We start from the raw sequence: 25,801 nt of genomic DNA on the forward strand, positions 1-25,801 counted from the left end.
CTCTTTTCTTAGTTGTTCGTAGCATGTTCCTACTAAATTGACCTAGCGAGTCTAAAACCGAGATCATCTATATGAAATGTAGGATGGCTTCGACGACGACAAGTAGCGCCGCACCCTCTCGCTGTTTCAGCCCAACTACCACCACGAAAAATGCGATATGATCCGTACACTGTTTCATCATACAAATCATAACACCATTCCCAAACGTTCCCTAGCATATCATAAAGTCCCCATGCATTCGGTTCTTTTTGGCCAACGTCATGAATCTCTCCATTTGAATTTTCATTATACCACGCTATATCATGAAGTTTCCCGTATGTATATCCGGTTGTACTTGCTTTACATGCATATTGCCACTCTGCCTCACATGGTAATCGGTAGCCATTTGAATCTAAATTACATTTCACAATTTGACCACCATCACTAATAGAATAATATTCTTTTAATCCCGCTTTTTTTGAAAGTACATTACAAAACGCAATGGCATCGTTCCATGAAATATTGACAACTGGTTTATGATTTTTATCAAAATTATTTAATGGACTATTTGTAATAGCATCATATAGTTCCATTGTTACAGCATACTTCGCAAGAAGAAATGGTTGAATTTGCACTAGCCATTCTTTTTTTATTCGATCATCTCTTAATACTACCTCTCCAGCTGGAATATTTACCATTAATGAATCGATTGTTTGAATTAAATCATTAGTCATTTTCTATTCCTCCAAACGTTCATTTTATATGATTTTATAGTCATATACTCATTACAAAATACAATTTTCAAAAAGCGTTAAATTTTTCATAATAAAAAACGATTAGTTTAATTAAACTAATCGGTAAGATCCAAAAAGAATTGTTGTGTCACATTGTATTATTATATGTGCTCTAAAAATTTCCGAACCTCATTTGGAGATTTTAAAACAATAACCTTTTTCTCTTCGGACAATTGCTCTAACCCTTTTAAAATTGTAGGTCGTTTAGCATTAGGATATTTCCATATCCATTTAAAAAATTGCAAATCAAATCTTTCTTCACATCCCGCGCCCATATCTGGTCTTGTTTTATTCCGGTATTTTACAATTCTTTTAAACGCATGATAAATACAAATTGTTCTATGAATATCAAGGAAGATAATTGTATCAGCTGCATTCAGTCTGATATCCATCGTCCCGCCATAATTCCCATCAATAATCCACTTCTCATCTTTAATTAAGTTATTTTGAACTGCTATTTGTTCTTCTCTCGGAACACCTTCCCAATTCGGTTTCCAAAATAATGCATCAAGATGATGCACCTTAATATTTAATTTATTTCCTAACTGCCTTGCTAATGTAGATTTTCCTGAACCACCAGAACCAATTAATATTATTTTTTTCATACCTTTACGATACATTCTATAACTTCTTCAATAGCTTCCTTATTAGCAAAAATCCAGAAGAACATTTCTTCATTTAACTTTAATAAATCTGGTAACTGGACAAAATAAGCAATAAAGATAATTTGAATTGAAAGCATAACATACCAAATAGCTTTTAGTTCTTCTTTCGTTAAATCATTTTGTTTATAATAACCTTCAAAGACTTTGCTAACGATATGTAACCATTTCCCTCTTAATCTTTCATTACTAAATAGCTCGCTTAATACACTTGTACAGCAATAACATAAATCAAATATTTTTACATTATTTTCTAAAATCTCAAAATCTATAAACCCTTCCAGTTTATCATCTTTAAAGATTACATTTGATAGATGCATATCACGATGAATAATTTGTCTCGGTAATGAATGGACCGTTTCCTTGAAAGCTGCGTGCATTCGCTCCATCTTTTGAATTACCTCTCGATGAACATACTCATTCTTTTCTAAAATCGGTATAGCCCATTCAAATACCATCTTATATAAATCTCTTTTTATTAACTCATGGTCACTATTCACCGAATGTAATGCTTTGTGCAGATTAGCTATTTCTTCTCCAATTGTACTTGCTAGCCTTTCCAGCTTATTCGTATCTTTTATTTCTAAAACACTTCCGGCAACATACTCATATAAGCAATAATATTTTTCTTTATATAATACATATTGTTCATCATTTTCTGTCTTTACTACTCTCTGTACTTTAATTCCCTTTTCATACAGTTGCTTCAAAACATCGAATTCAACTAGAAATTGCTTTATCGATCCCGTTCTCTTTAAAATGTACTCTTTATTCTTGCATAAAACCTTCGCTACTTTTGGTTGCATTACAGTAGCTGTGACATGTTCATTTCGAAACCAAAGCTTTGCAATTTCCAGTGCTTGTTCCATTTACAAATACCCCTTTTACAATTCTTATTTCTTCCGAAAAATAACCTCACACAGTATTCCCACTCCAACACCAATTGTATAAGCCACTACATCACTCCACAAAAAACCGTATCCCAACACGAGTCCCCCCAAAGTCGTTGCACGAATGCTATCTATCCATTCCGCATGATACAATTGGCTCGCTTCAATCCCGTAGCAAAACATTAAACTAATAAAAGCCAACTTCTTCGTCTCTGTTTTAGGAAACAAAAATCCAAAGCCAGTGAAAATCATTAATGCCCATAATGCATCACCTAAATAATCATTTAATAGATGTGGTAGTGCAAAAGCAAACTTTCTTGAGCTAAGACCTAAAATAATAACAACTATAGTAAATAGTGCATATACTACTCTATTTCGTTTCGTATTCATTTTAAAGTCTCCTAATATGTAATGTAAAACTGTAAATAGCTAGTAAAACAAAGTTATTTTACTAGCTATTTATTGATTGCTTTTATGATAAGAAAATGTGGATTCATATTTAAATAATGATATGATTTTTCGCTTACTTCTTTCATTTTTTCAATTGCCTTCGGTTCCACTATCTCTTCTAATACAAAATAATTTGTAGTTTCATTTAGTATGTCTTGTAATGATCTTCTAAAAAACTTGACTTCAATAGTAATATTCGGTTTAACCCAAGTATCTATTAATAACTGTTTTTCAAAATAATTTTCACATGGAAACTTTGTGAAATCCATAAAAGGATGATGAATAGAATAAATAAGTTCTCCACCTGGCTTCAATACACGACGAAATTCTTGAAATACTTGATTCCAATTTTCTATATAATGAAGAGTTAATGAACTTACAATCACATCATACGTATTATCTTCAAATGGCAATGTTTCTTGCAGATCATGACAAAGGAACGTCGCTTCTTCTCCTATATTTTCTTTTGCTGCTTTTACCATTTCAGGACTTACATCAATTGCTGTAACATTTGCTCCTCTTCCTATGAATTGAGAAGTATACCATCCAGCTGCACATCCAGCATCTAATATCTTTTTTCCTTCTAGTTCCTTTGGAATAAGCTCCATCATCGCCGGTCTTTCATAATAACTGTTATATGGATTTGCGAAAACTAGATTTTCTTTATATGTACTCGCTAATTTATCATACGTATCTTTAATCGAATCTTTCATTACACACACTCCTAATACATATTAATCCATTAACTCCTGCTGCTTTTTCTTTGAAAATGATTGTAGTACTAAATCATACGACCAATCAATCATTTTATTAATTTGCTCCTGCTCTATACCCTTATGAATATAAACGGTATTCCAATGTTTTTTATTCATATGATACCCTGGAATAATTGTTTCTGGATAATCTTCTCTTATTCTTAATGCGACTTCTGGATCACACTTCAATGTAATCGCAGCCTTTTCACCTTCTTCATGATTTACTATCGCAAATATTTTATTATTAAGCCTCATACATGTTGCACTCCAGCCATCTGGAGAATCTTCTGTCGCTTTTCTTTTCGATAAACAGTACGCTCTTGTTGCATTCATTTTAATTGGCACCTCTTATTCTTTCCCTGTTTGATTACGATGCATCACAATTTGCTTCGTTGCTTGAAATTGCTGCTCACCGTAAAACTTTATTAGCTTCTCTCCGCAAAATAGACTAACAATATTAATATGAGATATTTCTCGAAGTAATATTGTAAGCATTTTCTCTCCAATACCTTTATTTCTTACATTCTCATGTACGACAACATCTTCAATGTATGCTCGAAAAACACCATCAGAAACGACTCTAGCAAATCCAACTAATTCATTTTCTTCCCATACTCCAATGGCTATACTATTCTTTAACATTTTTTCAATATCGACTTCTTTTCTTTCTGGCCACCAGCCGACAGAATCATAAAGCTTCTTAATTTTTTCTGCACAGATTGGTTGTTCTTGTTGCAATTTATACGTGTACATATGCTTTTTCCCATCAATCAGTATACATAATATTATTATAATCTCTTTTCAAAAAAGTGCTGACTATGACCTTTTGGATGATCTTCAACGATACCATACTCTCGGTAACCGTGCTTTTTATAAAATTCTGGCGCTTGAAAACTAAATGAATCTAGCAATATTAATCTGCACCCTTTTTCCTTCGCAATTTCTTCAATTTTATGTAACAGTTGACTACCATAACCGTCATGACGAACTGATTTATCAACCCATAAAAAGTCGATATGAAGATGATAAAAATACATCGTACCTGTTACACCACCAAATATTTTTCCTTCTTCATTTTTTACTACGAGGCTTACTTTTTCCATCGGCTGTTTTACTTCATCTGTTAAGATGGACATATTATATTGAATGACTTTATTTTTAATGTATTCTCCTTCAATACGTGTACCGTTCTCTATATGTTTCATATACATTGCTTCCTTTCAACTTAGTAAGCTACATTTTATTTTTCCCCTTTAAAATACTAATCAAAACGAATCCACCATATGTAACAAAGCATGAAAAGCCAATTATCCCTGGTACAGAGACATAGCCTACCCTTATGTAATTTATAACTGCAAAACAAGCGATAGACAATAAAATAGATGGCCAAAATATAACAGCTATTTTTCTTCGCCCTCGTTTCGATGTACTTTCTTTCTCTTCAGAAACACGTGTGCCAAAAAGCAATACAATACAAATAAGGATCGCTGCAAAGTAAATTGTATCTAATGACAAATTGTGATCATATAGGGCGATTCCAACTTCAAGAGCAATAATCGTTAAAATTAAAATAATGATTGTTAAAGTCTTTAAGTTTCTTTTCAATCGCTCACTCCTAGCATGCTTTCACTATATTCTTTGTATATGTACTTTAAAACTACTGCAAAAGCTTCATCTACCTCTTTATTTTCACGGCGATTCGGTAAATCTTTTCCCCCAATTACATAAAGAAGTGGAAATTCGTTAAACATTCCTATAATACCAATATTTATTGTAGCTGTGAGTAATCCACCTGTCATATGAGTTATATGATAATATGGAATTTCTTCATACTCTCCTTGCTGTCTTACCATGCCGCTAATAATTGGTTCCCATAATTCTGGTTCTGATTTATAACCTTGAAAGGTTTGTATGAAAAGGGCAAGAACTTCACTTAATTCTCCAACATTTTTCTCATCTCTAGCATTCTCTTGTATATGAATTTTTGAAAAGTACGTTTGTGCGTACATTTTCACAGCATCCCATCCACCACAGTGCATTACAACTGACTGTGCAACGTAACTATCATGACAAGCAATCATTACCTCTACCGCTTGACTAAGTGTTAAAGAAGTTCTTCCTTGTAAATGCGGATATAACTGCGCACTATCTTCATGTGGATTAAATTTAATGTAATGAAGTATATCATTCCAATTATGTTTATTTTCCTTCACCATTTGCGTTACTACAAATCCAATGACTAATTTTGCTGCTGATGCTAACGGAATATTTAATTCACTATTATACGAAGCAACTATACGATTATTTTTTGTAGAATAAATTGCCATTCCCACATAATTAGATTGTACCTCTTTTATTTTATTTTATTTATAACAGTTTCCATTTCTATCCCTCTTTTTATATCGTTATATTAACTTCTAATATTTCAACATTGAATGTAAAAAACCTTTTCATTAGCTATTAAAATAAGAAAAAGGTAGCATGAATTTTTTCTTGCTACCGAAAAATATTTATTCTTCTATAGGATTTTCAGGACCGTTAAGTTCCAGCTGATAAAAAGCTAAATCTAGCCATTTATTAAACTTATAACCAGCTTTTTTTATTGTTCCTGCATGAACAAATCCATAGTTTTGATGCAAGGCAATACTTTTCTCATTCTCTGCATCAATTCCAGCAATTAAGGTCATATACTCTCTTTCCTTTGCAATTTTGATTAATTCTTTCATTAATGAAGACCCAATGCCATTTTTTCTATATGCCTTATCTACATACACAGAATGTTCAACTGAATATTTATAAGCAGGCCACGCTCTAAATGGGCCGAATGTCGCAAATCCTACTACTTTATTATCTAATTCATATACGATAATTGGATACTCTTCAGCCTTTTTTTGTTCATACCAATCTATTCTATTTTCAAGGGTTACAGGTTTATACGCATATACAGCTGTTGTATAAAGTATCGCATCGTTATAAATATCTAAAATGTATGCTAAATCTTTTTTCGTTGCTTCCCTTATCATTATTTTCTTCCTTTCATCATGTTCACCTTATTTTACTATCTTTTTAATAGTTTTATTTTATCGAAATTTCCGATTTTTATCTACATACGAATACTAGCTTTTCGGAAACCATCAAATATATTTATTGCAGCAGATAACATGTAGAAGAAAATTCCTCCCCCAATGAGCCACGTTTTAAACTCCTCTGAGGAAATAGTAAATGCATTTGCCAAATACGTAATAAACCCTGCGTTAAATACATGTGGATTTACTACAATTACAATGAATACTATCGTCCCAGCTATTTGAAGAATAGCATTCCCAATCGCCAATCTTTGCGTCCATTGTCCCTGCACTAATTTATAAAGGGATATACATATTTCAAAAACGATCATAATTACAACGATTGGCCAGTACTGCAATAAAACATCTTGATTAAAAGTTGGCGAGACAAACTTCAGTCCATTTGCCGTACCGTTATATACGCCAACAAGATAATTCGCATAAAAGTAAAGTGTAGCCCAAACTGCTGTCCACATTAAACCTCCAAAAACTTCAAACTTCGAGATTGCTTTTTTCTTTGGGATATACGAGATGTTTTTCAAATCATCTGGTGTCCATTTTTTTAAACTTGTCGTCAACGGCTCGATACCTTTGTCTTTATCTGTTCTTTCTAAAATAACAAACACAAGTGTCAACCAGAAAAATACATGGAGGCCCACTTCAAAAATCCCCCCAATGCCTTTACCTATCAATTGTAAAATAACATTTAATACCGCTTGATCACCACTATAGCCTATAAAATTTTCTACAACCATTGATATGAGTGCAATGACAGCTGCGATTGGTATAATCATTTTTAACAACGTTGTATATACATCAAAATAACGTGGTCCAATTAAATGCATCGGTCTATCCAAATAACCATTAGCCAATGAAACCGGACTCCCCAATTTTTCGAGAACGCTCTTTACATCTTTCTCATTATAATCTTCAGGTAACATATCATCTATAGTTGACCTTAGTTCAAGTGTAATATCTTCACGATTTTTTTCAGGTAATCTCTTCACAACCTCTTGGATATAGAGATCAATTAAATTCATTCTCTTCCTCCTCCTTTAATAAGTTATAAAGTTCTTTCGAATCCTTTATCCATTCTTTTTTCAACTGCAAAAATATTTCTAATCCATAATCACTTAAAACATAATACTTACGAGGTCTACTCTCCGTTTTATCCCAACTACTCGTCACTAATTCCTGCTTTTCTAATCGGCGAAGTAGTGGATATAAAGTACTTTGATCAATTGTAACCCCTGATTGCTCTAATAACTGGACAAGTGAATATCCGTACTGCGGCGTTCTTAATTGACTTAAAACAGCTAACGTTAATGTCCCTCTTCTTAACTCAGTAATTAACGAATTTAATAAAGTATCCATTCACTCACCTCATTTCCATTACTATATGTCATACAGTATGTGTTTTATACTATGTATCGTACAGTATTAATGTGACAAAAACTATAATTTTTTACCAAAAAACAGATAATGAACAGCGCAAATTATATGATTTGTGCTTTTTTAGCTAAGTTATATATAACACTCTATAAGGTAACAACCTTAACTACTAATTTTGAAGTTCCAGTAATGCTATATTAAGTTACAAATATCGTATACATATGATGTGAACATAACATCTCACTATAGGAAGCTATAAAAACGGTGAATTACCATGCTTGAATAATTCCCGTTTTCAGCACCTAATCAACGTTATTTCCTTCATAAACTTCATCTTGTTCAAAATCTTTATTTTTGTTTGGTTTATTAGAGAAAAATAAAAAAACAATTAAATTAGGTTAATTGTTTTTCAAATACAAAATCTTTATTTTTTTAAATAACCTATGATATTCGAAAAGACAAATTCTCCAAATGCAAGTGGTATATAAATAAACCATAACTTTAATATTGCCTTTGTTTCTTTGTGATCAGAATCCCCCATTAAAACCAACCCTATCCTTTTTCTTCTAATATTTTCATTTTAATTCCAATAACAAGGAAATTATACCATTTATTAATGTTTTAGTCTATTTTTTCTGAAAATTAAATAAATAAAATTCTTGTATTCCCTCAATATTCAGATAAACATAATAACTTTTTTACGTTTCATCTTCAAAGTCAATAATGACTCCTGTTAGAACCGCTACATTACCAATCGATTGGATCCCGTGACCAATAAAATCCACCTTAAATTCTTCCTACTTTAATTTATGTAATGATATAATAACACTAAATTTTCAACACGTGCTTAATAGATTGGGGACTTATAATGGATAAACCTCTCACTGCATTACAAACTATTATTATACATATGAATACAACTGAGCATTGGCATGATTTTATTTGTTACTGTCAGCATCGCGAAGCGGGACTTCGAAAATTAGCTTTTAAACATTTAGAGACATTTATTACAAATGCAAAGAAATGGGAATCAAAAGATCAAGAAGAGTTTGCCATTTCGCTGTTTACTATTTTAGATGTATTAAACGAAAAAGATGAGGTCTTAACTTTCTCACTAAATAGTTTTCTAATTGACATTCTATATAGATGGACAGAAAACAACCCATTTGATTCAAGACCTTTTAGATGGATAGGAATTTATATGGACTCTAGCAATAAAGAAGACGATTTAGAAAAATCCCTTCGAAAAGCGATTGAATTAGGTGGTGATACCGAACAAGAAGCCATGATATACCTAGTTTCTAATTACATCAATACTTTAGAATTTGGTACACATGAATTCCCTTCAGGTTATTGCGGAGATTTAAGTGAATGTATAGAAAAACTTCCCTATATGCTTCAATTAATTGATAGAATTCAGAATAAGAACATAAAGGAGCAAAACATTGGGCAAATACAAGAACAACTACACCTTATTCTAGATTGGTTAAAACATACACAAATTCCAGTAGATGCCGTTCGTGTACGGGAAAAAGAACAAACTAAGGAATTAGAAAAGGTCATTGTATATTATTTACACAACAGCTCAAGTCGTTAATTCATCGTGTACAGAGATAATAAAGTTGTTTAAAAAACGCCAGTCATGTTATTCAACAATCGGGCTATATAACGGAATAAATCCTTGTAAAAATTAAAAATATTTGAAATAATCGTCATTAAGTTGAAGTAGAGCGATTGCAGAAAAAGGTGATACGACTTTTTCTTACTTAATAATTGCACGATAGTTAAAAAATTCAACTAATTATATTCCGAAAGGGTGTGTGTAGTATCTTATCAACTAATGTTTTTACTTATAAATCTAAGGATGGAAAAACAATAATAATTAGAGAAGCTAAAGAACGGGATGCAGAAAGAATACTAGATTCTGCTTCAAAAGCTTTAATAAACGCTCCATACATGCTAAGTACGGTTGAGGATGTAAAAAAGGTGCGTATCGATGCTATTCAAAAAACGTTAAAAGCTTATCATGAAAATCCAAATTATGTACAGTTTATTGCTGAAGTTGATGGTAAGTTAGTCGGTGCAATAGATTTTAAGAACGGAAACAAAGAAAAAATTAGTCATCAAGGGGCTTTTGCGATGACCATACTACCCGAATATCGAAATTATGGTATTGGAAGAGCTCTTCTAGAAACGTTAATCAATTGGGCTAAAAATAACAGTAAGATTGAAAAAGTTTGTCTTGAGGTAATGGAAGATAATCTAGGTGCAATCCAGTTATATAAGAATCTAGGCTTCTTTGAAGAGGGTAGAAAAGCAAAGGGTGTAAAATTGGATGGTAGCTATCAAGATTTAATATTAATGGCTTTATTCGTTTAAAATTGAACATTAATTTCAATATAAAAAGAGGGTCTTCATAGTCATCTCCCTGTTAAGTAGACAGTAATAGAAACCCTCTTTTTATATTTATCCCACATTAGCTTGCAGTAAAACTCCCCACTGATTATAGTTTCACTTTATTTTAATCCTTTAATTAAAGGTGACGCTTCCCCACTATGGAAAATCCATAGGTCATGAAGTGATCTCGTACATCCAACATATAGTAACTTTGCATCATGTTTTGTGTCTTTGTAATGTTCTTCATCCACATCAATTAAAAGCACCGCATCAAATTCTAAACCTTTCGCTAAATAGACAGGTACTACTGATATACCACCTTCATATTTACTTTGGTTTGCTTCAATTACGTTTACCGTTAATCCTGCATTTGTTAATTCCACATATATATCACGGCATTCATCTTCTGTTCTTCCGATTACCGCAATTGTTTTCACATCTGCATTTTGCAAATGTTTTACCGTCTTCACAATTTCAGTAAATTGATTTTCCGCATGAATTACTTTCACATCTTCTCCACTGCGGAAGACTGGTGTTGCGAGTCCTACTGGGATTTCTGCATTTTTAATTATTTCATTTGCAAATTCAATAATTTCTTTTGTAGAACGATAACTTCTTGTCAATTCATAATAACCGGTTTCTTGGAATACTTCCTTAAAAGCATTCCAATCTTCAATTCCTTGGTAATCATAAATCGCTTGCGATAAATCACCTAATATAGTGAAAGAATTACCTAATGTAATTTCTTTTAATACATAAACTTGGAAAGGCGAAAAATCTTGCGCTTCATCAATAACAACGTGATGAAACTTCTGCCCGATTTCAATCCCTGTTATACGATGATGTATGTATATTAAAGCTGGTAAATCTTCTACATACACTTCTTTTTTACGACAACTCTTTTCTGTTTCTTTAACAAGTTCTTCAGGTAATACCTCGAGTATTTCTTTACTTTTTACTATTGAACTATACAGTGAAAGAGCACTCATTTTCGGCCAAAACTTCATATATGCGTTCAGTCTCTTAGTCGCTTCTTTTTTAAGTAATTTTTTCTCGTTTGTTTCCCCGAATTTTTTAAGTTCAATTTCAATCCAGCGCTTCATTCGTCCTACTAATCGTTCTCTTCTTTTCTGTAAAGGATAATGTTTATATTCAACTTGCATCCATTTTTTAATATCTTCTACTGGAATAATCGCTCTATCCCACGCCTCAAAATCTTTTGTCGGAACTAACTCATTTTCAAATTGGATCATTCTCTCTTCAATAAACGTCTTAAATTCCAACGTACCCTTTAATTTACCTAGCATTATCTTCTTTTCATCACGATTAATTGAAAATGCTTCTTTCAATTTTTCTTCTGTCTGCTTTAGTTTCACTGAATCATCTAACGTACGTAATGCCCAATCCAGAAACGTTGTTTGACTAATATTCCCTACACCTAATTCAGGAAGTACACTCGAAATGTAGTCTAAAAACAGACTATTCGGCGCAAATACGATCATTCTTTCTGCTTCTAGTTGTTCACGATATTCATAAATTAAAAAAGCAAGGCGATGTAAAGCAATTGTTGTCTTTCCGCTCCCTGCAACCCCTTGAATAAGTAATGGTAAATTTCTTTCCGCTCGAATAATATCATTTTGTTCCGATTGAATCGTTGAAACAATATCCTTTAGCTTATTATCTTTATTCTCACCTAATCGATATAGAAGAAAATCATCGGCATGCGATACATCTTCATTTCCTTTTACATATGTATCAACAACACGTTCAAGTTCTCTTTTTCGAATGGAAATGTTTCGTTTTAAATACACATCACCTTCTACTAAGCCATCTGGTGATTGATAAAATGCTAATTCTTCTCCACCGGTAAATGAATAAAACATACTTGCGACAGGCGCCCGCCAATCAATAATGATTGGCTTCATCGTGTCCATATCCGAAACCCCTACTTTTCCGATATAAATCGGCATAACTTCTTCTTTTCCATCTTCCTGAAAATCTAACCTTCCAAAGTACGGCTCTTGCACACCAATACGTAAGTTTTGTCTATTAGACTCCCTCATACTTTCAAGAATTTGCTCTTTAAAATCTTCTCCATAATAAACCGGGGTTTTTTCAAGCTTATCCAATTGCTCATCCATCGTATGTAAAGTATCCTTCATTTTTTGTAACTCATCTTCAAATATGTTGCTCATTTCGACGATTCCCTCCTGTCCGTTCTAATTTTTCAGTCGAAGTATCATTGTATTAAAAACCCAATCATAAAGTCAATAGTTTTCGTTTAAATTTTCCGAAAAAACTTACTTTTCATCTTTCTAATTTAAAAAGAATATGCAACATCAAAATCACACAAATACACATATAGTATAGTGATGCATACAAAAGATACTACTTTCTATTTGTCTCCTATTTAATTTATCTATTAACAAATATTGTAAAAATTAAAGACTTTAATCAATGGGCGTTTTACTGCCCACAAATAGTAGGATAAATAAAAGTAAAGGAGGCTCTTCGAATGAATATTTTTAACATTTTGAATCCATCTCAAGATTAAATATGCTTTTATCTGGCTGTATCCTTATGGTTTGTTGGTCAATTATGTATGTTGAAATATATAGACTTACAAAATCCGTCTGGCCATGTGTTATCATGCATGCGATCGAGGATGCTGTTTCTACTGTTTTAGTTACAATAACAGGGATTATTACTCTTACAAACAGTAGTGATTTTTGGTTAAATCCTACTAGCGGGGTCGCTGCTACTGTTTTATTTCTCGGAATTGGAATCGTACTAAGAACTATAAGAATAGAAAGAGAACGACAATTATTCACACAATAAAAAGCAGATAATGAATTCGTCATTATCTGCTTTCCAATTTTTAAAACTACCTTATTATATTTTTTGATACATAAGCCAGTCACCAGAGTCTATCACTTTCTTTAACATCTTTTTATTCTGAGCGATATACACATATGCCTCAATTTCCCTATCAGCAATATATACTGTTTGCGTGATTCGATCATATAAATCAGTCTCCGCATTACCTGTATATTCTTCTAGTTCATCTAACTTACACAATATCTCATCATTTACTACATAAACTTCTCCATACACCTGTTCTTCAATCGAATAAGTCATGGCCGGATATCCTTCATTCGTATCAAATAATTTTCCATATGTCCAAGCTCTGTCTGCGATGCATGTTGCACCTTGCATATAATGAGCATTCGTTTGTCCTCTTCTTAATGTGCCATAAACGAACACATGATACATAAATTCTTATCCCCTTTATATGTCTCTACTTTCTTATTTGTAAATAAGCACGAATCATAAAGTAACTCACTTCATTCGGAAGCTGTTCTTTAATAGATTTCAGCCCACCCTCTGCATTTTGAACGGCAGTTTCAATAAGAGATTCATACTCTGCTGGAACAAAGCTTTGCCAATCTACTTCCATTCCATCCTCATAGCAGCGAATTAAATGGTTTTCAATTGTTTGTCTTGATAAGTTACGTTCTTTTGCAATCTCATTCAAATCAATACCTTGTTTATACATTTCATATGTTTCTAAATGAGAATTTGCGGATGCTTTTCCTGACTTTTTACGCTCTGAAACTACTTCTGTCTTAATCGTTTCAGCATAATTTGGATTTTCCTCAATAAAATGCTGAACTGCTTGTAAGAAGTGCGAGCCATATTTCACAAGTTTGTGTTCTCCGATACCTTTTACCGTCAACAATTCAGAATCATTTTGCGGCATTTTCACACACATATCTTTTAATGTTTGGTCAGAGAAAATAACGAACGGAGGTACACCTTCTCCTTGTGCAATTTCTTTACGTACTTCACGAAGCACTTCAAATAAAGGATGGTCTTGAACAATTTGTCTTGTCTCTACTCGTTCTTTTCGTAAAACATTCTCTTTACCAAGTAATACTTCTTTCCCTTTTTCAGTTACTTTTAACGTCGGATAAGTGCCATGTTCAACTGCAATTAACTCGTCTGAAATTAAAAACTCAATAAACTCACTGACCTCTTTTACACTACGGTTCGATAAAAGCCCATACGTTGGTAAAGTATGAAAATTAAATTCAATAACTTTCTTATTCTTCGACCCAGTTAATACTTGCGCTATCATTTGCTTTCCAAAGCGTTGGTTCGTTCTAATCATGCATGATAAAACCATTTGTGATTCTCTTGTCACATCGATGCTCTCGCGATTGTCTGTACAATTACCACAGCGTCCACAATCTTCTTTCGGTTCTTCTCCAAAGTATTGCAAAATGAATGATTGTAAACATTGTTCTGTATGACAGTAATCGGTCATATTTTGCAATTTTTCAAGTTCATTTGAAAAACGTGATTCTCCAGTTGATTGATCAATTAAAAAACGCTGTACTTGTACATCTTGAGAAGAATATAACAATATACATGTACTATCTAATCCGTCACGACCAGCACGTCCTGCTTCTTGATAGTAACTTTCCATATTTTTTGGAAGCTGATAATGAATTACGTAACGAATATTCGATTTATCAATACCCATCCCGAATGCAGATGTTGCTACCATTACACTTACTTCATCTCGTAAAAAGAGTTCTTGTTGCTCATTTCGATCACTATCACTCATACCAGCATGATATTTTGATACAGAAACACCTGCCTTCATCAAATCTTCATATAACTGATCGACTACTTTTCTAGTAGCTGCATATATAATCCCGGATTCCTTTTGATTTTGACGAATATAATCCGCCAAATATGCATTTCGATCTTGCCCTTTAATGACAGAAAACGATAAGTTCTCACGCTCAAACGTTGTCATAATTGTATTTTCTTGATTAATTTCAAGTGTGTTACAAATATCATCACGTACTTGCGGTGTTGCTGTTGCTGTTAATGCTAATACGAGCGGCTTTTCTGGAAGATAATCTAATATGCGATGTATATGTAAATAACTTGGACGGAAATCATGTCCCCACTGTGAAATACAGTGTGCTTCATCAATCGCAATCATAGGGATTTTCATATCAATAAGTTGATCAACAAACTCCATCGAATCAAGACGCTCAGGCGCCACATAAAGTAACTTGTAATGTCCTTGTTTCGCTAATTGAATTCGCTGATTTGCTTCTGCAATAGATATAGAACTATTAATATATGTAGCTGAAATGCCATTCTGTACCAATGTATCTACTTGATCCTTCATAAGTGATATTAGAGGCGATATAACCAACGTCGTTCCTTCAAATACTAATGCCGGAATTTGATAACAAATCGACTTACCGCCACCCGTTGGCATAATACAAACCGTATCTTTCCCATCTAGTACATTTTTAATTGTTTCATCTTGTCCTCTTCGAAACGAAAAATAACCAAAGTAGGACGCTAAAAGTTCTTGTGCTTTAGTAAACAAAAAAGAGTCACCCGCTTTTCTTTATCTTTCATCTACTTCTATTATATCAATCACTTATGCGACTTGAAAGGGATGATTAGATGCTTATTGTTTTTTCATTATTCTATGTTTCTTCACTTATTTAATATGAATTAGCATCATTATTTTATATGTTTTACAACATTTATAACGTAAATCCAGTACACAAGAAGAAAGAGTTTCAATTTAAATGTTCATTTTATTTCCCTTTCTTGAATACTACTAATCGTATACATATAAATTCAGGAGGTTACTATATGAAACATCGTAATATGAGTTCCATCAAGGCAAAAACGAAAACACAAAAACTCCAATTCTCTAATAATGATGCGTGGAAATATGAATCATACTATAAGTACCAGCCATTATTCTCTTATAAAAAGCTTTTTAATTTTCTTTCTCAACTTTTTAGACGTTAATATATGTGCAAAAAATATATCATTCACAGAATTTTTCTCAATATTAAATGTATAGACTTACTACAATTCAGTTGTTACCATATATAATAATCTGTTGGATAAACCCCTTAAGTTGACCTGCTTATATTAGCAGGTCTTTTTCATGATTACATACTTCTGTGTACCTCGATCTCACTTCCAAGTCTTTTCTCCATTTTATAACCATATTTAGATCCCAACAATTAATGATAATCATAAATTGTTGGGATTTAAATTGTTCACATATAATTATGCAATTCTTCTTTCTCAATACACAAAACACATTTTACTTGTTACTATAAAAGTACTCCAGATGAGTTTTTTGCTCATCGACATTATCTAGTTATTGGGGCCTGCCGCGGGAAGCAGGTCCCTTTGACTGTATGAAGGTCCCAATTTCATTTGGACACATTTACCAGGTTTTTTCAAAAGAATTTTATGATAACATTACGTAGTCGAGTCCGACATCTCGGCAATACCCTTTTGAGGGTCTGCAACTTCCCTTACAGACCCTCTTTTACTTTATATTCAATTTATTCATATATACCACAACACCATTCATTGAATTTCTCCATTTCAAATTCCCTAAAAATAATCTAGGACACGTAACTAAAAATAAATCTTCATCATACTTTGAGTTATACATGTTCAAAGGAGTGTTACTATTTATGTATTCTTATTGGCAATCGTATTACTCCCCCTACCATAACCCTTATGTAAACTATGATTTATCCGTACGGAACTACCGAATTAGTAAAAATGAGAATTTTTTAAAAGGGTATATGCGTTCTTTATGGGAACAACACGTCGCTTGGACGAGATTGGCTATTATAAGTATAGTATTTAATTTACCAGATGTTAATGTTACTGTTGGACGACTTCTACAAAACGCAACACATATGGGACTATCACTTGAACCATTTTACGGTGAGGATGCAGTGAAAAAATATAGTGCATTAATTAAAGATCACTTAGTAATTGCAGCGGATCTTGTTAAAGCCGCAAAAGCTGGTAATCAAAATGCAGCGGCCGCTATAGAGAAAAAATGGTACGCTAATGGTGACGCAATTATTGAATTCCTTAACAGAATCAACCCATATATAGATAAAGAAGAATTTAGAAAAATGTTTTATGAACATTTAGCACTAACGAAAGCAGAAGCACTTGCCTTCCTAAATAAAGATTATGAAGCAGGAGTAAAACTTTACGATAAAATTGAAAAAGAAGCATTAGAAATGGCTGACATGATAACAAACGCAATCGTAAAACAATTCCCGCAAGTATTTCAATAAAGTGAAACTTTAATCAGTGAGGGGTTTGTTCATCCCCCACTGATTATCAGCTCTCACCAATCGGCTTATTTAGTTTTCTCTCCATGATATTTCACCTCTCCTCTTTACATTTAGCTTATATCGATATATTTTATTAATATCCGTTTTTTATAGGAGGAAATAGTTTGATTAACGCGATTGGTCTCGTTTTTATACTTACAAATAAACACGAGAAAAAAAAGAAAGTTTACTTAAATGAAAAATTTGCACTAATAGATATTATTGATTCTAAAGAAGTATTTGATGATGAAGGGAATCCTTTAGTAGAACTAACATGTAAATACAGTATATATTTAGATGAAAAATATTACTGTAAATCTCTCGATGATTATACCGGACAAGTCTTTCCTTTCTTAAGTGCAAAAATAGGAAAAGGTCTTCTAAGAAACTTAAACTATTACTTTTCTTACGTTGATGCCTATGATAAGAAACCACCAGTTAAAGAAATAAGACCACTTATGAAACAAGTAACTAACAGATAGCCAAAAATACCAAAAAAAGAAAGCATCTAACCCTGGATGTTTTCTTTTTTATTAAAAACTCATTAACTTTCATCCTCTTCTAAAAGTATGTATCCAAGCATATTTTAAATTAAAAACATTGGAGGATTAGAGTGAATGAAATACTCAGAAACAATTATAAGCAAACGACTTCGAATACTTAAAATGACGGGTATGTTTTTCATGCTAGTGTTAATAGCATGGATTGGCTATACAAAATTACTTTATGAAAACGGCTTTCTTCAAGAAAAAAAGAATTCAGTAGAAGTAATGAACACTAGCATTACAGGAGAAATAGAGCAGCTTTTTCATATAAACTTGCAAGGTTATCGAAAAACAAGCCTTGATGCTGTTATAGAAGCCAGTAAAACCGATCCAAGTGAACTATCCTTAATTGAACTAGTCAACAAATCCTGCTCGCGAGATTGCATAGGTGAACCAGTTACATATGTAAACTCAAACAATGGATATATCTTTTATAAGGAATCTAATGGAACTAATGTAGCTATAACGGTTAAAAAGAAAGACAAATGGGTAATTGTAAAGAAATCTGTTCAAGATGGAATATAATCACCCAAAAAAAGAGTACGCATCGTACTCTTTTTTATTATTAATACCCTTCCTCTTCATGCCTACAATGGCATTTCGCTTTTGTTTTACAATGACATTTTTCACACTCACACTTCGGTTTCTCTTTGCAACAACACTCGTGAAAATCATTGCGCTTACATCTACATCTCCCAAACATTAAATCATCCCAAAATTTATTACAATCTTGAAAATGTCCACAATGACAAGTATTTCTCATAAATATGCTTCCTCCTTGATAGAATTCATCATATTCTATGTTTGAAAGTATACAAAGGCTTGTTTATTAGTCTATTTTCTCCATATTATAAGTAGAGTTAAAAGATTAAATAAAAATAAAAACCGTCACATGACGGCTCTTATTTTTGCAAACTACTCTTTTGTATAAAAATATTTAATTCCTTTCATATCTAACCAAGCAGTTGCTTTATCCAGTTCGTTCCCTTGACGATAATCTGTTTCGAAATACACAAGCCCTTGGTTATCTCCACGAGATATTATTTTAGAAGTATATCCAAGCTTATCCATCATTTGAATCATGTCAGAAATTAAATTTACACCAAATTCATAAGTAACTACTTTGCTATATTTATTCACTATAATTCCAACCCCTTCTTGTTTTTTTATCGGCTCAACAATTTGATTTGTAAACCAAGCTAACGGCTTATTTCCAATCAGCTTATTTAAATCACACTTGCCGATACCAGCCACATTGCCTGTCTCTGTGTATTGCCAAATATCACATGGATACGCCGGTTTGTTACCACCATAACGAGGAATCCATACAAAATCACAATTGACATTTTCCATTTCAAATGGAGCATACATATGATGAGCAATATATAAACCGACTTTCTTAGCTCCTAATCTGCGTAATTCATCAATAAAAGCTTGTGCACCCGCTCTCATATCGTTCATTGTTCTTACTTCTACGTCAGCTACCCAAACTGTTGCATTTTTATCACCACGGTTCCAAAAGTCTCTTGCTTCTATCCGTGCATCCTCTACTGAAACGAAACGACAGAACGCATAATTACCAAACGGAATATTCCTTGCTTTCATTGCTTGTACATAATTTTTATATAAAGGATCTACATAGTTTGAACCATCTTGCACACGTGCAATTACGAAATCTAATTGTGGTGCTGCGATATCCCAGTTAATGTCGCCATTCCATTTCGAAATATCTACAATATAACCCATTATTTAACATCTCCTTTTTCATTATTATATTCAAAGCTTGTTTTTTTGTTATTATCAACTAATAAATAGTATGAGAGGTATTATATTATTGGGTAATAATTTAAAATTCGGCTTATGTATTGAGAAAACAAAATATTATTACGGGTTTAATAAGTAAAGATTTACAAAACTCTAAACTATATAAAGTGAAACGATAATTAGTAGGAGGCTACGAGCAGTGTAATTCCCACCTAATTTCTTAGCTTCATCCGAATTTTGAGGTGAGAATTTTACTTCCCGCAAATAGCTTGATAAATAAAACCACCTTTCTGACAGGTGGTTTTGTGTACTAATTTACATATAAATTGTCCATATTTTTATAGTTACTTAATATACTTGTTAACTAAAAATAAGACAATTTTTAGTTTTTAATCAAACCAATTTTCGTTTTATCTCACGTACTCATAGTACCATTTACGTGCATCTAACCAAGCTGTAAATTTATCGATATTCCCGGACGGATAGCCATTCGTTATAGCATAACCAATGCCATCTTTTTGAACGACAATTTGTCCATCAATACCCGCATCAACCATAGCTTGAGCCAAATCTTGTAAATTACTAAATGCTACACCACCAGTTTTTACTTTGAGCAAATTCGCTGCACCTCCTCCAGTTTGTCCTGTAAGAGCAAATACAATAGAATTAGCGATTTTATCAACATTCCATTTTGCCATGTCGGATTCATTATCAATAAACCCTAATTCAATAAGAATAGCCGGTGCCTTCGTTCCATTTAATACTGCTAAATCTGTACGTTGTTTCGCACCTCGATCACGCCATCCAATATCTTTTGCTAGTTGAGCTGAGATTTTAGCCGCCAAATCTTTCTGATCATAATATAAAACCTCAACACCCTGTCCATTTCCATCACTTGCATTAAGATGAAAAGAAATAACTAAATCCACAGCATGGGAATTGCTATTCCGAATGATATTATTTAAATTTTGTGATTGAGTTGCCCCTACCTCGTCCGTATCGTCATAAACCGTGTGTCCTAGGGCTCTTAACTTAGCCGCCACGGCATCTTTAACTTGCCTATCTAGAACGTGTTCTTTCCGATTCCCGAAATTAGCACCTTGAACAATACTATTGTGTCCTCCGTGCAAACTATATCTAGCCATTATTCATCAACATCTCCTTTCTTAATATCTTATTCAAAACTTGTCTTATTGCTATTCCCACTTACAATCTTAACTGTGCCCATACGTCCTATATTTTCTAAAAGTTATGCAATTTGTTTTCGATATAAAAAAGCTATCGCTTCATAAATCGAATGATTTATTCTCTAAATTACTTTTACATGAATGACGACACGAACAAAAAAGCATCACCCTTTCGGCGATGCCTAAAAACTCTATTTTACTTTTCAGCTCCCTAAATAAATAGAGTTTAAAATCACTGAAACTACACCTATATTTCCTCCCCTTCCTTCACAGCTTCTTTCAACCTCTGCAACATATACCCAATTCCTTTACACCCCTCTAGCGGATATGTAATCATTTCTTCTGGATATAACTTTGTCACTACTTTTTTATGCTTCTTCCCTGCTAGTAAGACGATTTCGTCAAACTGTAGTAAACTTTTATCTACCATCTGTTTTTGTAATTGCTCTATACTTATTACCTCATCGCTTTTTGAATCAAATGCAAGATCATAGTTTTCTAATACAATATCACTTGGTCTTAAAAATCCATGTTTCGCTGATAATATAACCCAGTTTTCGAAAAACATAGTTGCGTACGCCTGACATGCTTTTCCGAACGGACTAATATATACATCTTTTGCTTCCATCGGTCCGTAGTCTGAATGTTTATCCCAAATTTTCTTTTTTCCGCATGGAATTATACATAGCCTTTTCATATATATTTCTACTCCCTTTACTTTGGTAAATAAAATTCGTTATTTTGTACATTTTTTTCTCGAGATACTATATAATAATTCTGAAAGTTAAAATTACACATTTTACCATATGCGTACTATAGATTACTCTCATTGCAAATATTATAATACCATAAAAAATTTTTCATTTTTTCTTCAAAATAATGAAACTAAATTATAATGCAAGTATGTATTAATAAAACAATAAAGGAGGTTCATAAAAATGAAAAATATTATTCCTGCACTATTAGTCTATTTTATCGTTTGCGTTATTTCCGTTATCATCCCAGCATCTGAAGGCTATAATTATGTCGGCTGGAAGTTATTTGTTGGGCAAGTGTATGCGATACCTATTTTCTTCATTACTACGATAATCACATTTTATATAAACAAGAAAAAATCTTACGAATAAACGATTATAAGGATAGCTAACGCTATCCTTATTTTAATTCGTTAATCAAAACTTTATATCCTTTCTTCTAAAAAGTTAAACGCAACATCTGTATTTCAGCGTTTAAACGCAGTTCCTCCGAAATCCAGCTCTCTAATTTTGAAACAGATGCAATATTTTTTCAAAAAGCCCCTGTAATTTACTTTTCAATACTTCCATATCATTAAGCATACACAATGCGACTGTTTAAAAGTTAAAAATTTCTGCTTATTATAAATAAAAAAGGACAAATAGCCAATCTGACTACTTGTCCTTACTGTTCATCTGTACGCAATACGATTAAGCTTGGAATGCTTCTGTTAATACTGGTACGATTTGTTTTTTACGAGATACAACACCTTTTAAAGTAGCTGTATTGTTTTCTAGTGATACGTTGTATGCTTTCTCAACAACGTTTGCTGCTTTACCGATCGCAAGACCGACAGAATCGTTAGTTAAGATATCAGTTACAACGAATAAGAATAGGTCTAAACCTTTTTCTTCTACTACTGCAGAAATTACTTTTTCAAGTTCCGCTTGGTGTACAAGAACGTCGTTTGTATCAACAGCGTTTACTTGTGCGATTTCAACTTTCGCATTACCCATTTGGAATTCTTTAGCATCAAGAGAGATTAATTGCTCCATTGTTTTTCCGCTTAAGTCAGCACCAGCTTTTAACATTTCTAAGCCGTAGTTATCTGCATCTACACCAGCGATTTCCGCTAATTCACGAGCAGCTGCTACATCTTGTTCTGTGCAAGTTGGAGATTTGAATAGTAAAGAATCTGAAATGATTGCAGATAACATTAAACCTGCAACTTCTTTACGAATTGTTACGCCATTTTCTTTGTACATTTTGTTTAAGATTGTAGCTGTACAGCCAACTGGCTCACAACGATAGTATATAGGATCGCTTGTTTCAAAGTTAGCAATACGGTGATGGTCAATAACTTCTAACACACGAACTGATTCGATATCGTTAGCACTTTGTTGACGCTCGTTATGGTCAACTAAAATAACGTTGTCCACTTCGCTTGCTACTGTCTCAACAAAACGCGGTCCTTCTACTTTAAAATAGTCTAACGCAAATTGAGTTTCACCGCTGATTTCGCCTAAACGTACAGGCTCAGCATTCATTCCTAATTCTTTTTTCAATTCTGCATAAGCAATTGCAGAACAAATTGCATCTGTATCTGGGTTTTTATGCCCGAAAACTAGTACTTTTTCCATGTTTTCCACCTCTTCATGAAAAGGATATCTTAAAGAAGCAAATATGACAATATTTAAAGCATATTTTTTTATAAATAATTGCACTTTCTTCTATATTTTTCATCATTTTCATAAAAAAAATCATCTAAAATGAATTAGATGATCGAAATGTATGTTTCAATTAAAATAGTGTAGGAGCTTGCACTACATTGTTAAAAGCAAAATTTGAGGATAAGCCATTATTCAAAAGGTTTACATCTATAACTTGATAAAACGCATTTCCAGTGTCTGCAATTTCCCAAACAGCTAAAATAAGATGGTATCCACTACGGTCAGTTGGTACATTTGCTTCGTGCGTTACTGTTGTCCCTGGTCTAGCTCCACCGTCATTTTTTACATAGAATGGCACTAAATCTAAATCTGATCGCGTCAAAGGTTTATTTGGATTCCAACCTTTTTTCGTAATATAATATTTCCACTCTTTCGTACTATGAGGAGCCGTTAGTTTCCACTTGAATGTATTCGTCCCGCCATTTAACGTAACTTTCTTCCACCTATCTACAGTTTGAACATCTAAAGCGGGAAAATGACCAGCCCCTGCAATTTGTCCATCAGAAGGTCCTAGTTGTGGAAATCCACCTATCCCTTCTACACTTTGTGGTTCATATTGAATTGGTCCACAATTTACATTTACACCTTGCTTACATAAATAAGATCGGCTCGCTGGTGATTCTACATATCCATGAGCTGAAGCCTTTTCTGAAAACCCAAATGTTAATAATCCCGTAAGTAATACGCCACCACTTAAAATAACTTTCTTCATCTTTTGTAAACTATTCTTTTTCATTCTTTCATCCCCTTCCCATAATAAAGCGAAAATAACTATAGTCGGCTAGTCATCTTCTCTACATTTATTATAAGACGAGAATCATTACTAAAAGAACCCTCTAAAAACTTTCTCAAATTCATTTAGTGCGTTAATTAGATTATAATTAACTATTTTAACACCGCCAGAAAAATATAGACGGTGTTAAAAATAGTCGTTTATTATTCACTTACTAATAATTAAGCACTCTCCCCGTTTGATTATAACTTAAATGTTTTTATAATAAAGAACCGTAGCATCTAACTTTCCATTCGGAGAAATTGCATACCCTGGTATTGTTCCAACTTCTTGGTAGTCTAGTGATTTGTACAATTTATTGGAAGGATCTCCTTCTCTAGTATCTAATACTAAAAGAGACCTGTTTTCTTGCTTTGCTCGTTCCTCTGCTTTTTGCATAAGCGATCGTCCAATACCGTTTCGTCTAAAGTTTGGATGAGTCATTAATTTGCAAATCTCAGCTCTATGAATTCCGTTAGGCTTAGTAACTAATTGTAATTGAATACTCCCTGCTACTTCGTTGTTTATTTTAGCCACATACAATATCACTTCTGGCGCTAATACTGTTTGCCAATACTTTGTTGCATCTTTTTGTTCCAGTGGAGGCAAAAAACCAATTGATGCCCCATCATTTACAACCATTTTCAAAAGTTTCGAAAGTTCTTCTATATCATTTTCTAGTTTCTTAATTTCTTCAATTACTAAATTTCGCATTACTTTTCCCCCTTTTGTTTCATTGTAACAATTTTTAAAGAAGGAATAATGAAATAATAAGAGGAATTTATAGTTAAGATATGATTTTTTGTGAAAGGATAACGATATGAAATATATATTAGATAGAATGTACGCAAAAGAATTACTCGAATGGGCATATGAACAAAACCCGGGCCCTTGGTTTGAACATTCACTACATGTTGCTCATGCAACTGAAAACATAATTATAGAACTTATAAAAAAAGGGTACAAGCTAGATGCTGACATAGCATATAACGCTGCCCTTTTGCATGATATCGGAAGATACAAAGGTTTTACCAAATCGGTCATTCATTCCTATGATGGTTATATGTATATGAATGATTTAGGGTATACAGGAAACGCTGTTATTTGTGTGACACACTCATTCCCATGCAAAAATGAACATATAGATATCGCAGCAGAATGGAGTCTCGTTCCTGACCATATGAGAAGCCGATTAGTTGAAATATTAAATGAACATTGTAACTACGACTTATACAATAAAGTAATTACTCTTTGTGACGCTCTTGCTGATGCGGATGGCTTTACTACGCTGGAAAGAAGATTAATTTCTGTTGGTTTGCGTCATGGTACAACATCTCATACATCTTTACATTGGAAAGGGTTTTATGCGATTAAGAAAGAATTAGAAGCTTTAATCGGTAAGAGTATATACACAGTTCTTCCTGATGTAGAAAAATCTATTTATGAAGATATAGAATATTAAAGTGAATACAAATTGAAAAC

29 protein-coding genes and 2 pseudogenes are annotated in these 25,801 nt (G+C 32.9%); 8 read left to right on the forward strand and 23 right to left on the reverse strand.

Annotated features, from left to right (window positions below; genetic code table 11):
* Window positions 1–32 precede the first annotated feature (32 nt).
* The 13 genes and pseudogenes from AC22L0_RS10210 to AC22L0_RS10270 all read right to left on the reverse strand — a co-directional run bounded on the left by AC22L0_RS10210 (window position 33) and on the right by AC22L0_RS10270 (window position 7,969).
* Window positions 33–713 (reverse strand): formylglycine-generating enzyme family protein, encoded by a 681-nt coding sequence (locus AC22L0_RS10210; RefSeq protein ID WP_000180359.1) that lies wholly within the window; start codon window positions 711–713, stop codon window positions 33–35.
* 161 nt (window positions 714–874) lie between these two features.
* The gene (locus AC22L0_RS10215) at window positions 875–1,378 is read right to left on the reverse strand and encodes a DNA topology modulation protein (protein WP_487272256.1); all 504 of its coding nucleotides are present in this window, start codon (window positions 1,376–1,378) and stop codon (window positions 875–877) included.
* Window positions 1,375–2,304, reverse strand: a complete 930-nt coding sequence (locus tag AC22L0_RS10220; RefSeq protein WP_087967024.1) for a phosphotransferase enzyme family protein — start codon at window positions 2,302–2,304, stop codon at window positions 1,375–1,377. Before AC22L0_RS10220 ends, AC22L0_RS10215 begins: the two co-directional genes overlap by 4 nt.
* A gap of 24 nt (window positions 2,305–2,328) precedes the next feature.
* Window positions 2,329–2,715: a ribosomal maturation YjgA family protein gene (locus AC22L0_RS10225; RefSeq protein ID WP_001093461.1), complete on the reverse strand. Its 387-nt coding sequence runs from the start codon at window positions 2,713–2,715 to the stop codon at window positions 2,329–2,331.
* 65 nt (window positions 2,716–2,780) lie between these two features.
* Window positions 2,781–3,488 carry a class I SAM-dependent methyltransferase gene (locus tag AC22L0_RS10230; protein ID WP_487272257.1) on the reverse strand — a complete coding sequence of 236 codons (708 nt, stop codon included), beginning with the start codon at window positions 3,486–3,488 and terminating at the stop codon, window positions 2,781–2,783.
* Window positions 3,489–3,509: 21 nt separating this feature from the next.
* A complete protein-coding gene (locus tag AC22L0_RS10235; protein ID WP_000994622.1) occupies window positions 3,510–3,863 on the reverse strand; it encodes an MmcQ/YjbR family DNA-binding protein in 354 nt (117 codons plus the stop codon).
* Between the two features lie 15 nt (window positions 3,864–3,878).
* A complete protein-coding gene (locus AC22L0_RS10240; RefSeq protein ID WP_000288970.1) occupies window positions 3,879–4,283 on the reverse strand; it encodes a GNAT family N-acetyltransferase in 405 nt (134 codons plus the stop codon).
* A 35-nt stretch (window positions 4,284–4,318) separates the two neighbouring features.
* Window positions 4,319–4,735: a GNAT family N-acetyltransferase gene (locus tag AC22L0_RS10245; RefSeq protein ID WP_000680418.1), complete on the reverse strand. Its 417-nt coding sequence runs from the start codon at window positions 4,733–4,735 to the stop codon at window positions 4,319–4,321.
* A gap of 28 nt (window positions 4,736–4,763) precedes the next feature.
* Window positions 4,764–5,135 carry a hypothetical protein gene (locus AC22L0_RS10250; RefSeq protein ID WP_000827981.1) on the reverse strand — a complete coding sequence of 124 codons (372 nt, stop codon included), beginning with the start codon at window positions 5,133–5,135 and terminating at the stop codon, window positions 4,764–4,766.
* Window positions 5,132–5,913: pseudogene (locus AC22L0_RS10255) on the reverse strand (serine hydrolase). The gene AC22L0_RS10250 and the pseudogene AC22L0_RS10255 overlap by 4 nt, the downstream one beginning before the upstream one ends.
* Before the next feature lie 127 nt (window positions 5,914–6,040).
* Complete coding sequence (locus AC22L0_RS10260) at window positions 6,041–6,553, reverse strand: GNAT family N-acetyltransferase (protein WP_000617511.1); 513 nt, start codon at window positions 6,551–6,553, stop codon at window positions 6,041–6,043.
* 80 nt (window positions 6,554–6,633) lie between these two features.
* Entirely contained in the window at window positions 6,634–7,635 is a 1,002-nt protein-coding gene (locus AC22L0_RS10265; RefSeq protein WP_487272258.1) for an HAAS signaling domain-containing protein, read from the reverse strand.
* Window positions 7,622–7,969 carry a PadR family transcriptional regulator gene (locus AC22L0_RS10270; RefSeq protein ID WP_000380301.1) on the reverse strand — a complete coding sequence of 116 codons (348 nt, stop codon included), beginning with the start codon at window positions 7,967–7,969 and terminating at the stop codon, window positions 7,622–7,624. Before AC22L0_RS10270 ends, AC22L0_RS10265 begins: the two co-directional genes overlap by 14 nt.
* Before the next feature lie 886 nt (window positions 7,970–8,855).
* Here AC22L0_RS10270 and AC22L0_RS10275 point away from each other — a divergent pair.
* Window positions 8,856–9,584: a hypothetical protein gene (locus tag AC22L0_RS10275; protein ID WP_000360495.1), complete on the forward strand. Its 729-nt coding sequence runs from the start codon at window positions 8,856–8,858 to the stop codon at window positions 9,582–9,584.
* 221 nt (window positions 9,585–9,805) lie between these two features.
* Entirely contained in the window at window positions 9,806–10,366 is a 561-nt protein-coding gene (locus AC22L0_RS10280) for a GNAT family N-acetyltransferase (RefSeq protein ID WP_000337114.1), read from the forward strand.
* Window positions 10,367–10,503: 137 nt separating this feature from the next.
* On the opposite strand, the gene AC22L0_RS10285 is transcribed toward AC22L0_RS10280, so the two are convergent.
* A complete protein-coding gene (locus AC22L0_RS10285; protein ID WP_000065177.1) occupies window positions 10,504–12,579 on the reverse strand; it encodes a HelD family protein in 2,076 nt (691 codons plus the stop codon).
* Window positions 12,580–12,913: 334 nt separating this feature from the next.
* Between AC22L0_RS10285 and AC22L0_RS10290 the strand changes: the two are divergent.
* A pseudogene (locus AC22L0_RS10290) lies at window positions 12,914–13,222 on the forward strand (CPBP family intramembrane glutamate endopeptidase); the annotation flags it as partial.
* 54 nt (window positions 13,223–13,276) lie between these two features.
* Here the strand turns inward: AC22L0_RS10290 and AC22L0_RS10295 are convergent.
* Complete coding sequence (locus tag AC22L0_RS10295; RefSeq protein ID WP_087967022.1) at window positions 13,277–13,657, reverse strand: gamma-glutamylcyclotransferase family protein; 381 nt, start codon at window positions 13,655–13,657, stop codon at window positions 13,277–13,279.
* A 25-nt stretch (window positions 13,658–13,682) separates the two neighbouring features.
* Window positions 13,683–15,800 carry a DNA helicase RecQ gene (gene recQ, locus AC22L0_RS10300; protein ID WP_087967020.1) on the reverse strand — a complete coding sequence of 706 codons (2,118 nt, stop codon included), beginning with the start codon at window positions 15,798–15,800 and terminating at the stop codon, window positions 13,683–13,685.
* A gap of 1,123 nt (window positions 15,801–16,923) precedes the next feature.
* Between recQ and AC22L0_RS10305 the strand changes: the two genes are divergently transcribed.
* From AC22L0_RS10305 to AC22L0_RS10315, 3 genes are all read left to right on the forward strand, one after another.
* Complete coding sequence (locus AC22L0_RS10305; protein ID WP_000287725.1) at window positions 16,924–17,547, forward strand: hypothetical protein; 624 nt, start codon at window positions 16,924–16,926, stop codon at window positions 17,545–17,547.
* 164 nt (window positions 17,548–17,711) lie between these two features.
* Window positions 17,712–18,068: a hypothetical protein gene (locus tag AC22L0_RS10310; protein ID WP_000606231.1), complete on the forward strand. Its 357-nt coding sequence runs from the start codon at window positions 17,712–17,714 to the stop codon at window positions 18,066–18,068.
* Window positions 18,069–18,203: 135 nt separating this feature from the next.
* Complete coding sequence (locus tag AC22L0_RS10315; RefSeq protein ID WP_000877571.1) at window positions 18,204–18,656, forward strand: hypothetical protein; 453 nt, start codon at window positions 18,204–18,206, stop codon at window positions 18,654–18,656.
* Here AC22L0_RS10315 and AC22L0_RS10320 read toward each other — a convergent pair whose 3' ends face one another.
* From AC22L0_RS10320 to AC22L0_RS10335, 4 genes are all read right to left on the reverse strand, one after another.
* Window positions 18,657–18,830, reverse strand: a complete 174-nt coding sequence (locus AC22L0_RS10320) for a hypothetical protein (RefSeq protein ID WP_000503011.1) — start codon at window positions 18,828–18,830, stop codon at window positions 18,657–18,659.
* A gap of 216 nt (window positions 18,831–19,046) precedes the next feature.
* On the reverse strand, window positions 19,047–19,877 hold the full coding sequence (locus AC22L0_RS10325; RefSeq protein WP_000540612.1) for a GH25 family lysozyme: 831 nt from the start codon (window positions 19,875–19,877) through the stop codon (window positions 19,047–19,049).
* A gap of 428 nt (window positions 19,878–20,305) precedes the next feature.
* Window positions 20,306–21,040, reverse strand: a complete 735-nt coding sequence (locus tag AC22L0_RS10330) for an N-acetylmuramoyl-L-alanine amidase (protein WP_000135280.1) — start codon at window positions 21,038–21,040, stop codon at window positions 20,306–20,308.
* A gap of 289 nt (window positions 21,041–21,329) precedes the next feature.
* On the reverse strand, window positions 21,330–21,779 hold the full coding sequence (locus AC22L0_RS10335) for a DUF6884 domain-containing protein (RefSeq protein WP_000824872.1): 450 nt from the start codon (window positions 21,777–21,779) through the stop codon (window positions 21,330–21,332).
* Window positions 21,780–22,020: 241 nt separating this feature from the next.
* Between AC22L0_RS10335 and AC22L0_RS10340 the strand changes: the two genes are divergently transcribed.
* Window positions 22,021–22,209, forward strand: coding sequence for a DUF4017 family protein (locus tag AC22L0_RS10340; protein WP_000789486.1), 189 nt, complete (start codon window positions 22,021–22,023; stop codon window positions 22,207–22,209).
* Between the two features lie 318 nt (window positions 22,210–22,527).
* Here the strand turns inward: AC22L0_RS10340 and ppaC are convergent, their stop codons facing one another.
* The 3 genes from ppaC to AC22L0_RS10355 all read right to left on the reverse strand — a co-directional run bounded on the left by ppaC (window position 22,528) and on the right by AC22L0_RS10355 (window position 25,033).
* Window positions 22,528–23,457 carry a manganese-dependent inorganic pyrophosphatase gene (ppaC, locus tag AC22L0_RS10345; protein ID WP_000416865.1) on the reverse strand — a complete coding sequence of 310 codons (930 nt, stop codon included), beginning with the start codon at window positions 23,455–23,457 and terminating at the stop codon, window positions 22,528–22,530.
* Between the two features lie 160 nt (window positions 23,458–23,617).
* Entirely contained in the window at window positions 23,618–24,283 is a 666-nt protein-coding gene (locus AC22L0_RS10350) for a lytic polysaccharide monooxygenase (protein WP_000742279.1), read from the reverse strand.
* Window positions 24,284–24,529: 246 nt separating this feature from the next.
* Window positions 24,530–25,033: a GNAT family N-acetyltransferase gene (locus AC22L0_RS10355; RefSeq protein WP_001245250.1), complete on the reverse strand. Its 504-nt coding sequence runs from the start codon at window positions 25,031–25,033 to the stop codon at window positions 24,530–24,532.
* A 106-nt stretch (window positions 25,034–25,139) separates the two neighbouring features.
* On the opposite strand from AC22L0_RS10355, the gene AC22L0_RS10360 reads away from it, so the two are divergent.
* On the forward strand, window positions 25,140–25,781 hold the full coding sequence (locus tag AC22L0_RS10360; RefSeq protein WP_000874102.1) for an HD domain-containing protein: 642 nt from the start codon (window positions 25,140–25,142) through the stop codon (window positions 25,779–25,781).
* The last annotated feature ends 20 nt before the right edge of the window (window positions 25,782–25,801 follow it).

The organism is Bacillus sp. LQ01 (genome assembly GCF_057624735.1).

Bases quoted from the DNA above. Each gene is read 5' to 3' on its own strand.
- AC22L0_RS10245 (WP_000680418.1), bottom strand. From the start codon at position 4,735: ATGAAACATATAGAGAACGGTACACGTATTGAAGGAGAATACATTAAA.
- AC22L0_RS10265 (WP_487272258.1), bottom strand. From the start codon at position 7,635: ATGAATTTAATTGATCTCTATATCCAAGAGGTTGTGAAGAGATTACCT.
- AC22L0_RS10330 (WP_000135280.1), bottom strand. From the start codon at position 21,040: ATGGCTAGATATAGTTTGCACGGAGGACACAATAGTATTGTTCAAGGT.
- AC22L0_RS10215 (WP_487272256.1), bottom strand. From the start codon at position 1,378: ATGAAAAAAATAATATTAATTGGTTCTGGTGGTTCAGGAAAATCTACA.
- AC22L0_RS10235 (WP_000994622.1), bottom strand. From the start codon at position 3,863: ATGAATGCAACAAGAGCGTACTGTTTATCGAAAAGAAAAGCGACAGAA.
- AC22L0_RS10335 (WP_000824872.1), bottom strand. From the start codon at position 21,779: ATGAAAAGGCTATGTATAATTCCATGCGGAAAAAAGAAAATTTGGGAT.
- AC22L0_RS10350 (WP_000742279.1), bottom strand. From the start codon at position 24,283: ATGAAAAAGAATAGTTTACAAAAGATGAAGAAAGTTATTTTAAGTGGT.
- AC22L0_RS10225 (WP_001093461.1), bottom strand. From the start codon at position 2,715: ATGAATACGAAACGAAATAGAGTAGTATATGCACTATTTACTATAGTT.
- AC22L0_RS10230 (WP_487272257.1), bottom strand. From the start codon at position 3,488: ATGAAAGATTCGATTAAAGATACGTATGATAAATTAGCGAGTACATAT.
- ppaC (WP_000416865.1), bottom strand. From the start codon at position 23,457: ATGGAAAAAGTACTAGTTTTCGGGCATAAAAACCCAGATACAGATGCA.
- AC22L0_RS10270 (WP_000380301.1), bottom strand. From the start codon at position 7,969: ATGGATACTTTATTAAATTCGTTAATTACTGAGTTAAGAAGAGGGACA.
- AC22L0_RS10275 (WP_000360495.1), top strand. From the start codon at position 8,856: ATGGATAAACCTCTCACTGCATTACAAACTATTATTATACATATGAAT.
- AC22L0_RS10260 (WP_000617511.1), bottom strand. From the start codon at position 6,553: ATGATAAGGGAAGCAACGAAAAAAGATTTAGCATACATTTTAGATATT.
- AC22L0_RS10210 (WP_000180359.1), bottom strand. From the start codon at position 713: ATGACTAATGATTTAATTCAAACAATCGATTCATTAATGGTAAATATT.
- AC22L0_RS10220 (WP_087967024.1), bottom strand. From the start codon at position 2,304: ATGGAACAAGCACTGGAAATTGCAAAGCTTTGGTTTCGAAATGAACAT.
- AC22L0_RS10240 (WP_000288970.1), bottom strand. From the start codon at position 4,283: ATGTACACGTATAAATTGCAACAAGAACAACCAATCTGTGCAGAAAAA.
- AC22L0_RS10340 (WP_000789486.1), top strand. From the start codon at position 22,021: ATGAAAAATATTATTCCTGCACTATTAGTCTATTTTATCGTTTGCGTT.
- AC22L0_RS10305 (WP_000287725.1), top strand. From the start codon at position 16,924: ATGTATTCTTATTGGCAATCGTATTACTCCCCCTACCATAACCCTTAT.
- AC22L0_RS10360 (WP_000874102.1), top strand. From the start codon at position 25,140: ATGAAATATATATTAGATAGAATGTACGCAAAAGAATTACTCGAATGG.
- AC22L0_RS10295 (WP_087967022.1), bottom strand. From the start codon at position 13,657: ATGTATCATGTGTTCGTTTATGGCACATTAAGAAGAGGACAAACGAAT.
- AC22L0_RS10355 (WP_001245250.1), bottom strand. From the start codon at position 25,033: ATGCGAAATTTAGTAATTGAAGAAATTAAGAAACTAGAAAATGATATA.
- AC22L0_RS10315 (WP_000877571.1), top strand. From the start codon at position 18,204: ATGAAATACTCAGAAACAATTATAAGCAAACGACTTCGAATACTTAAA.
- AC22L0_RS10325 (WP_000540612.1), bottom strand. From the start codon at position 19,877: ATGGGTTATATTGTAGATATTTCGAAATGGAATGGCGACATTAACTGG.
- AC22L0_RS10285 (WP_000065177.1), bottom strand. From the start codon at position 12,579: ATGAGCAACATATTTGAAGATGAGTTACAAAAAATGAAGGATACTTTA.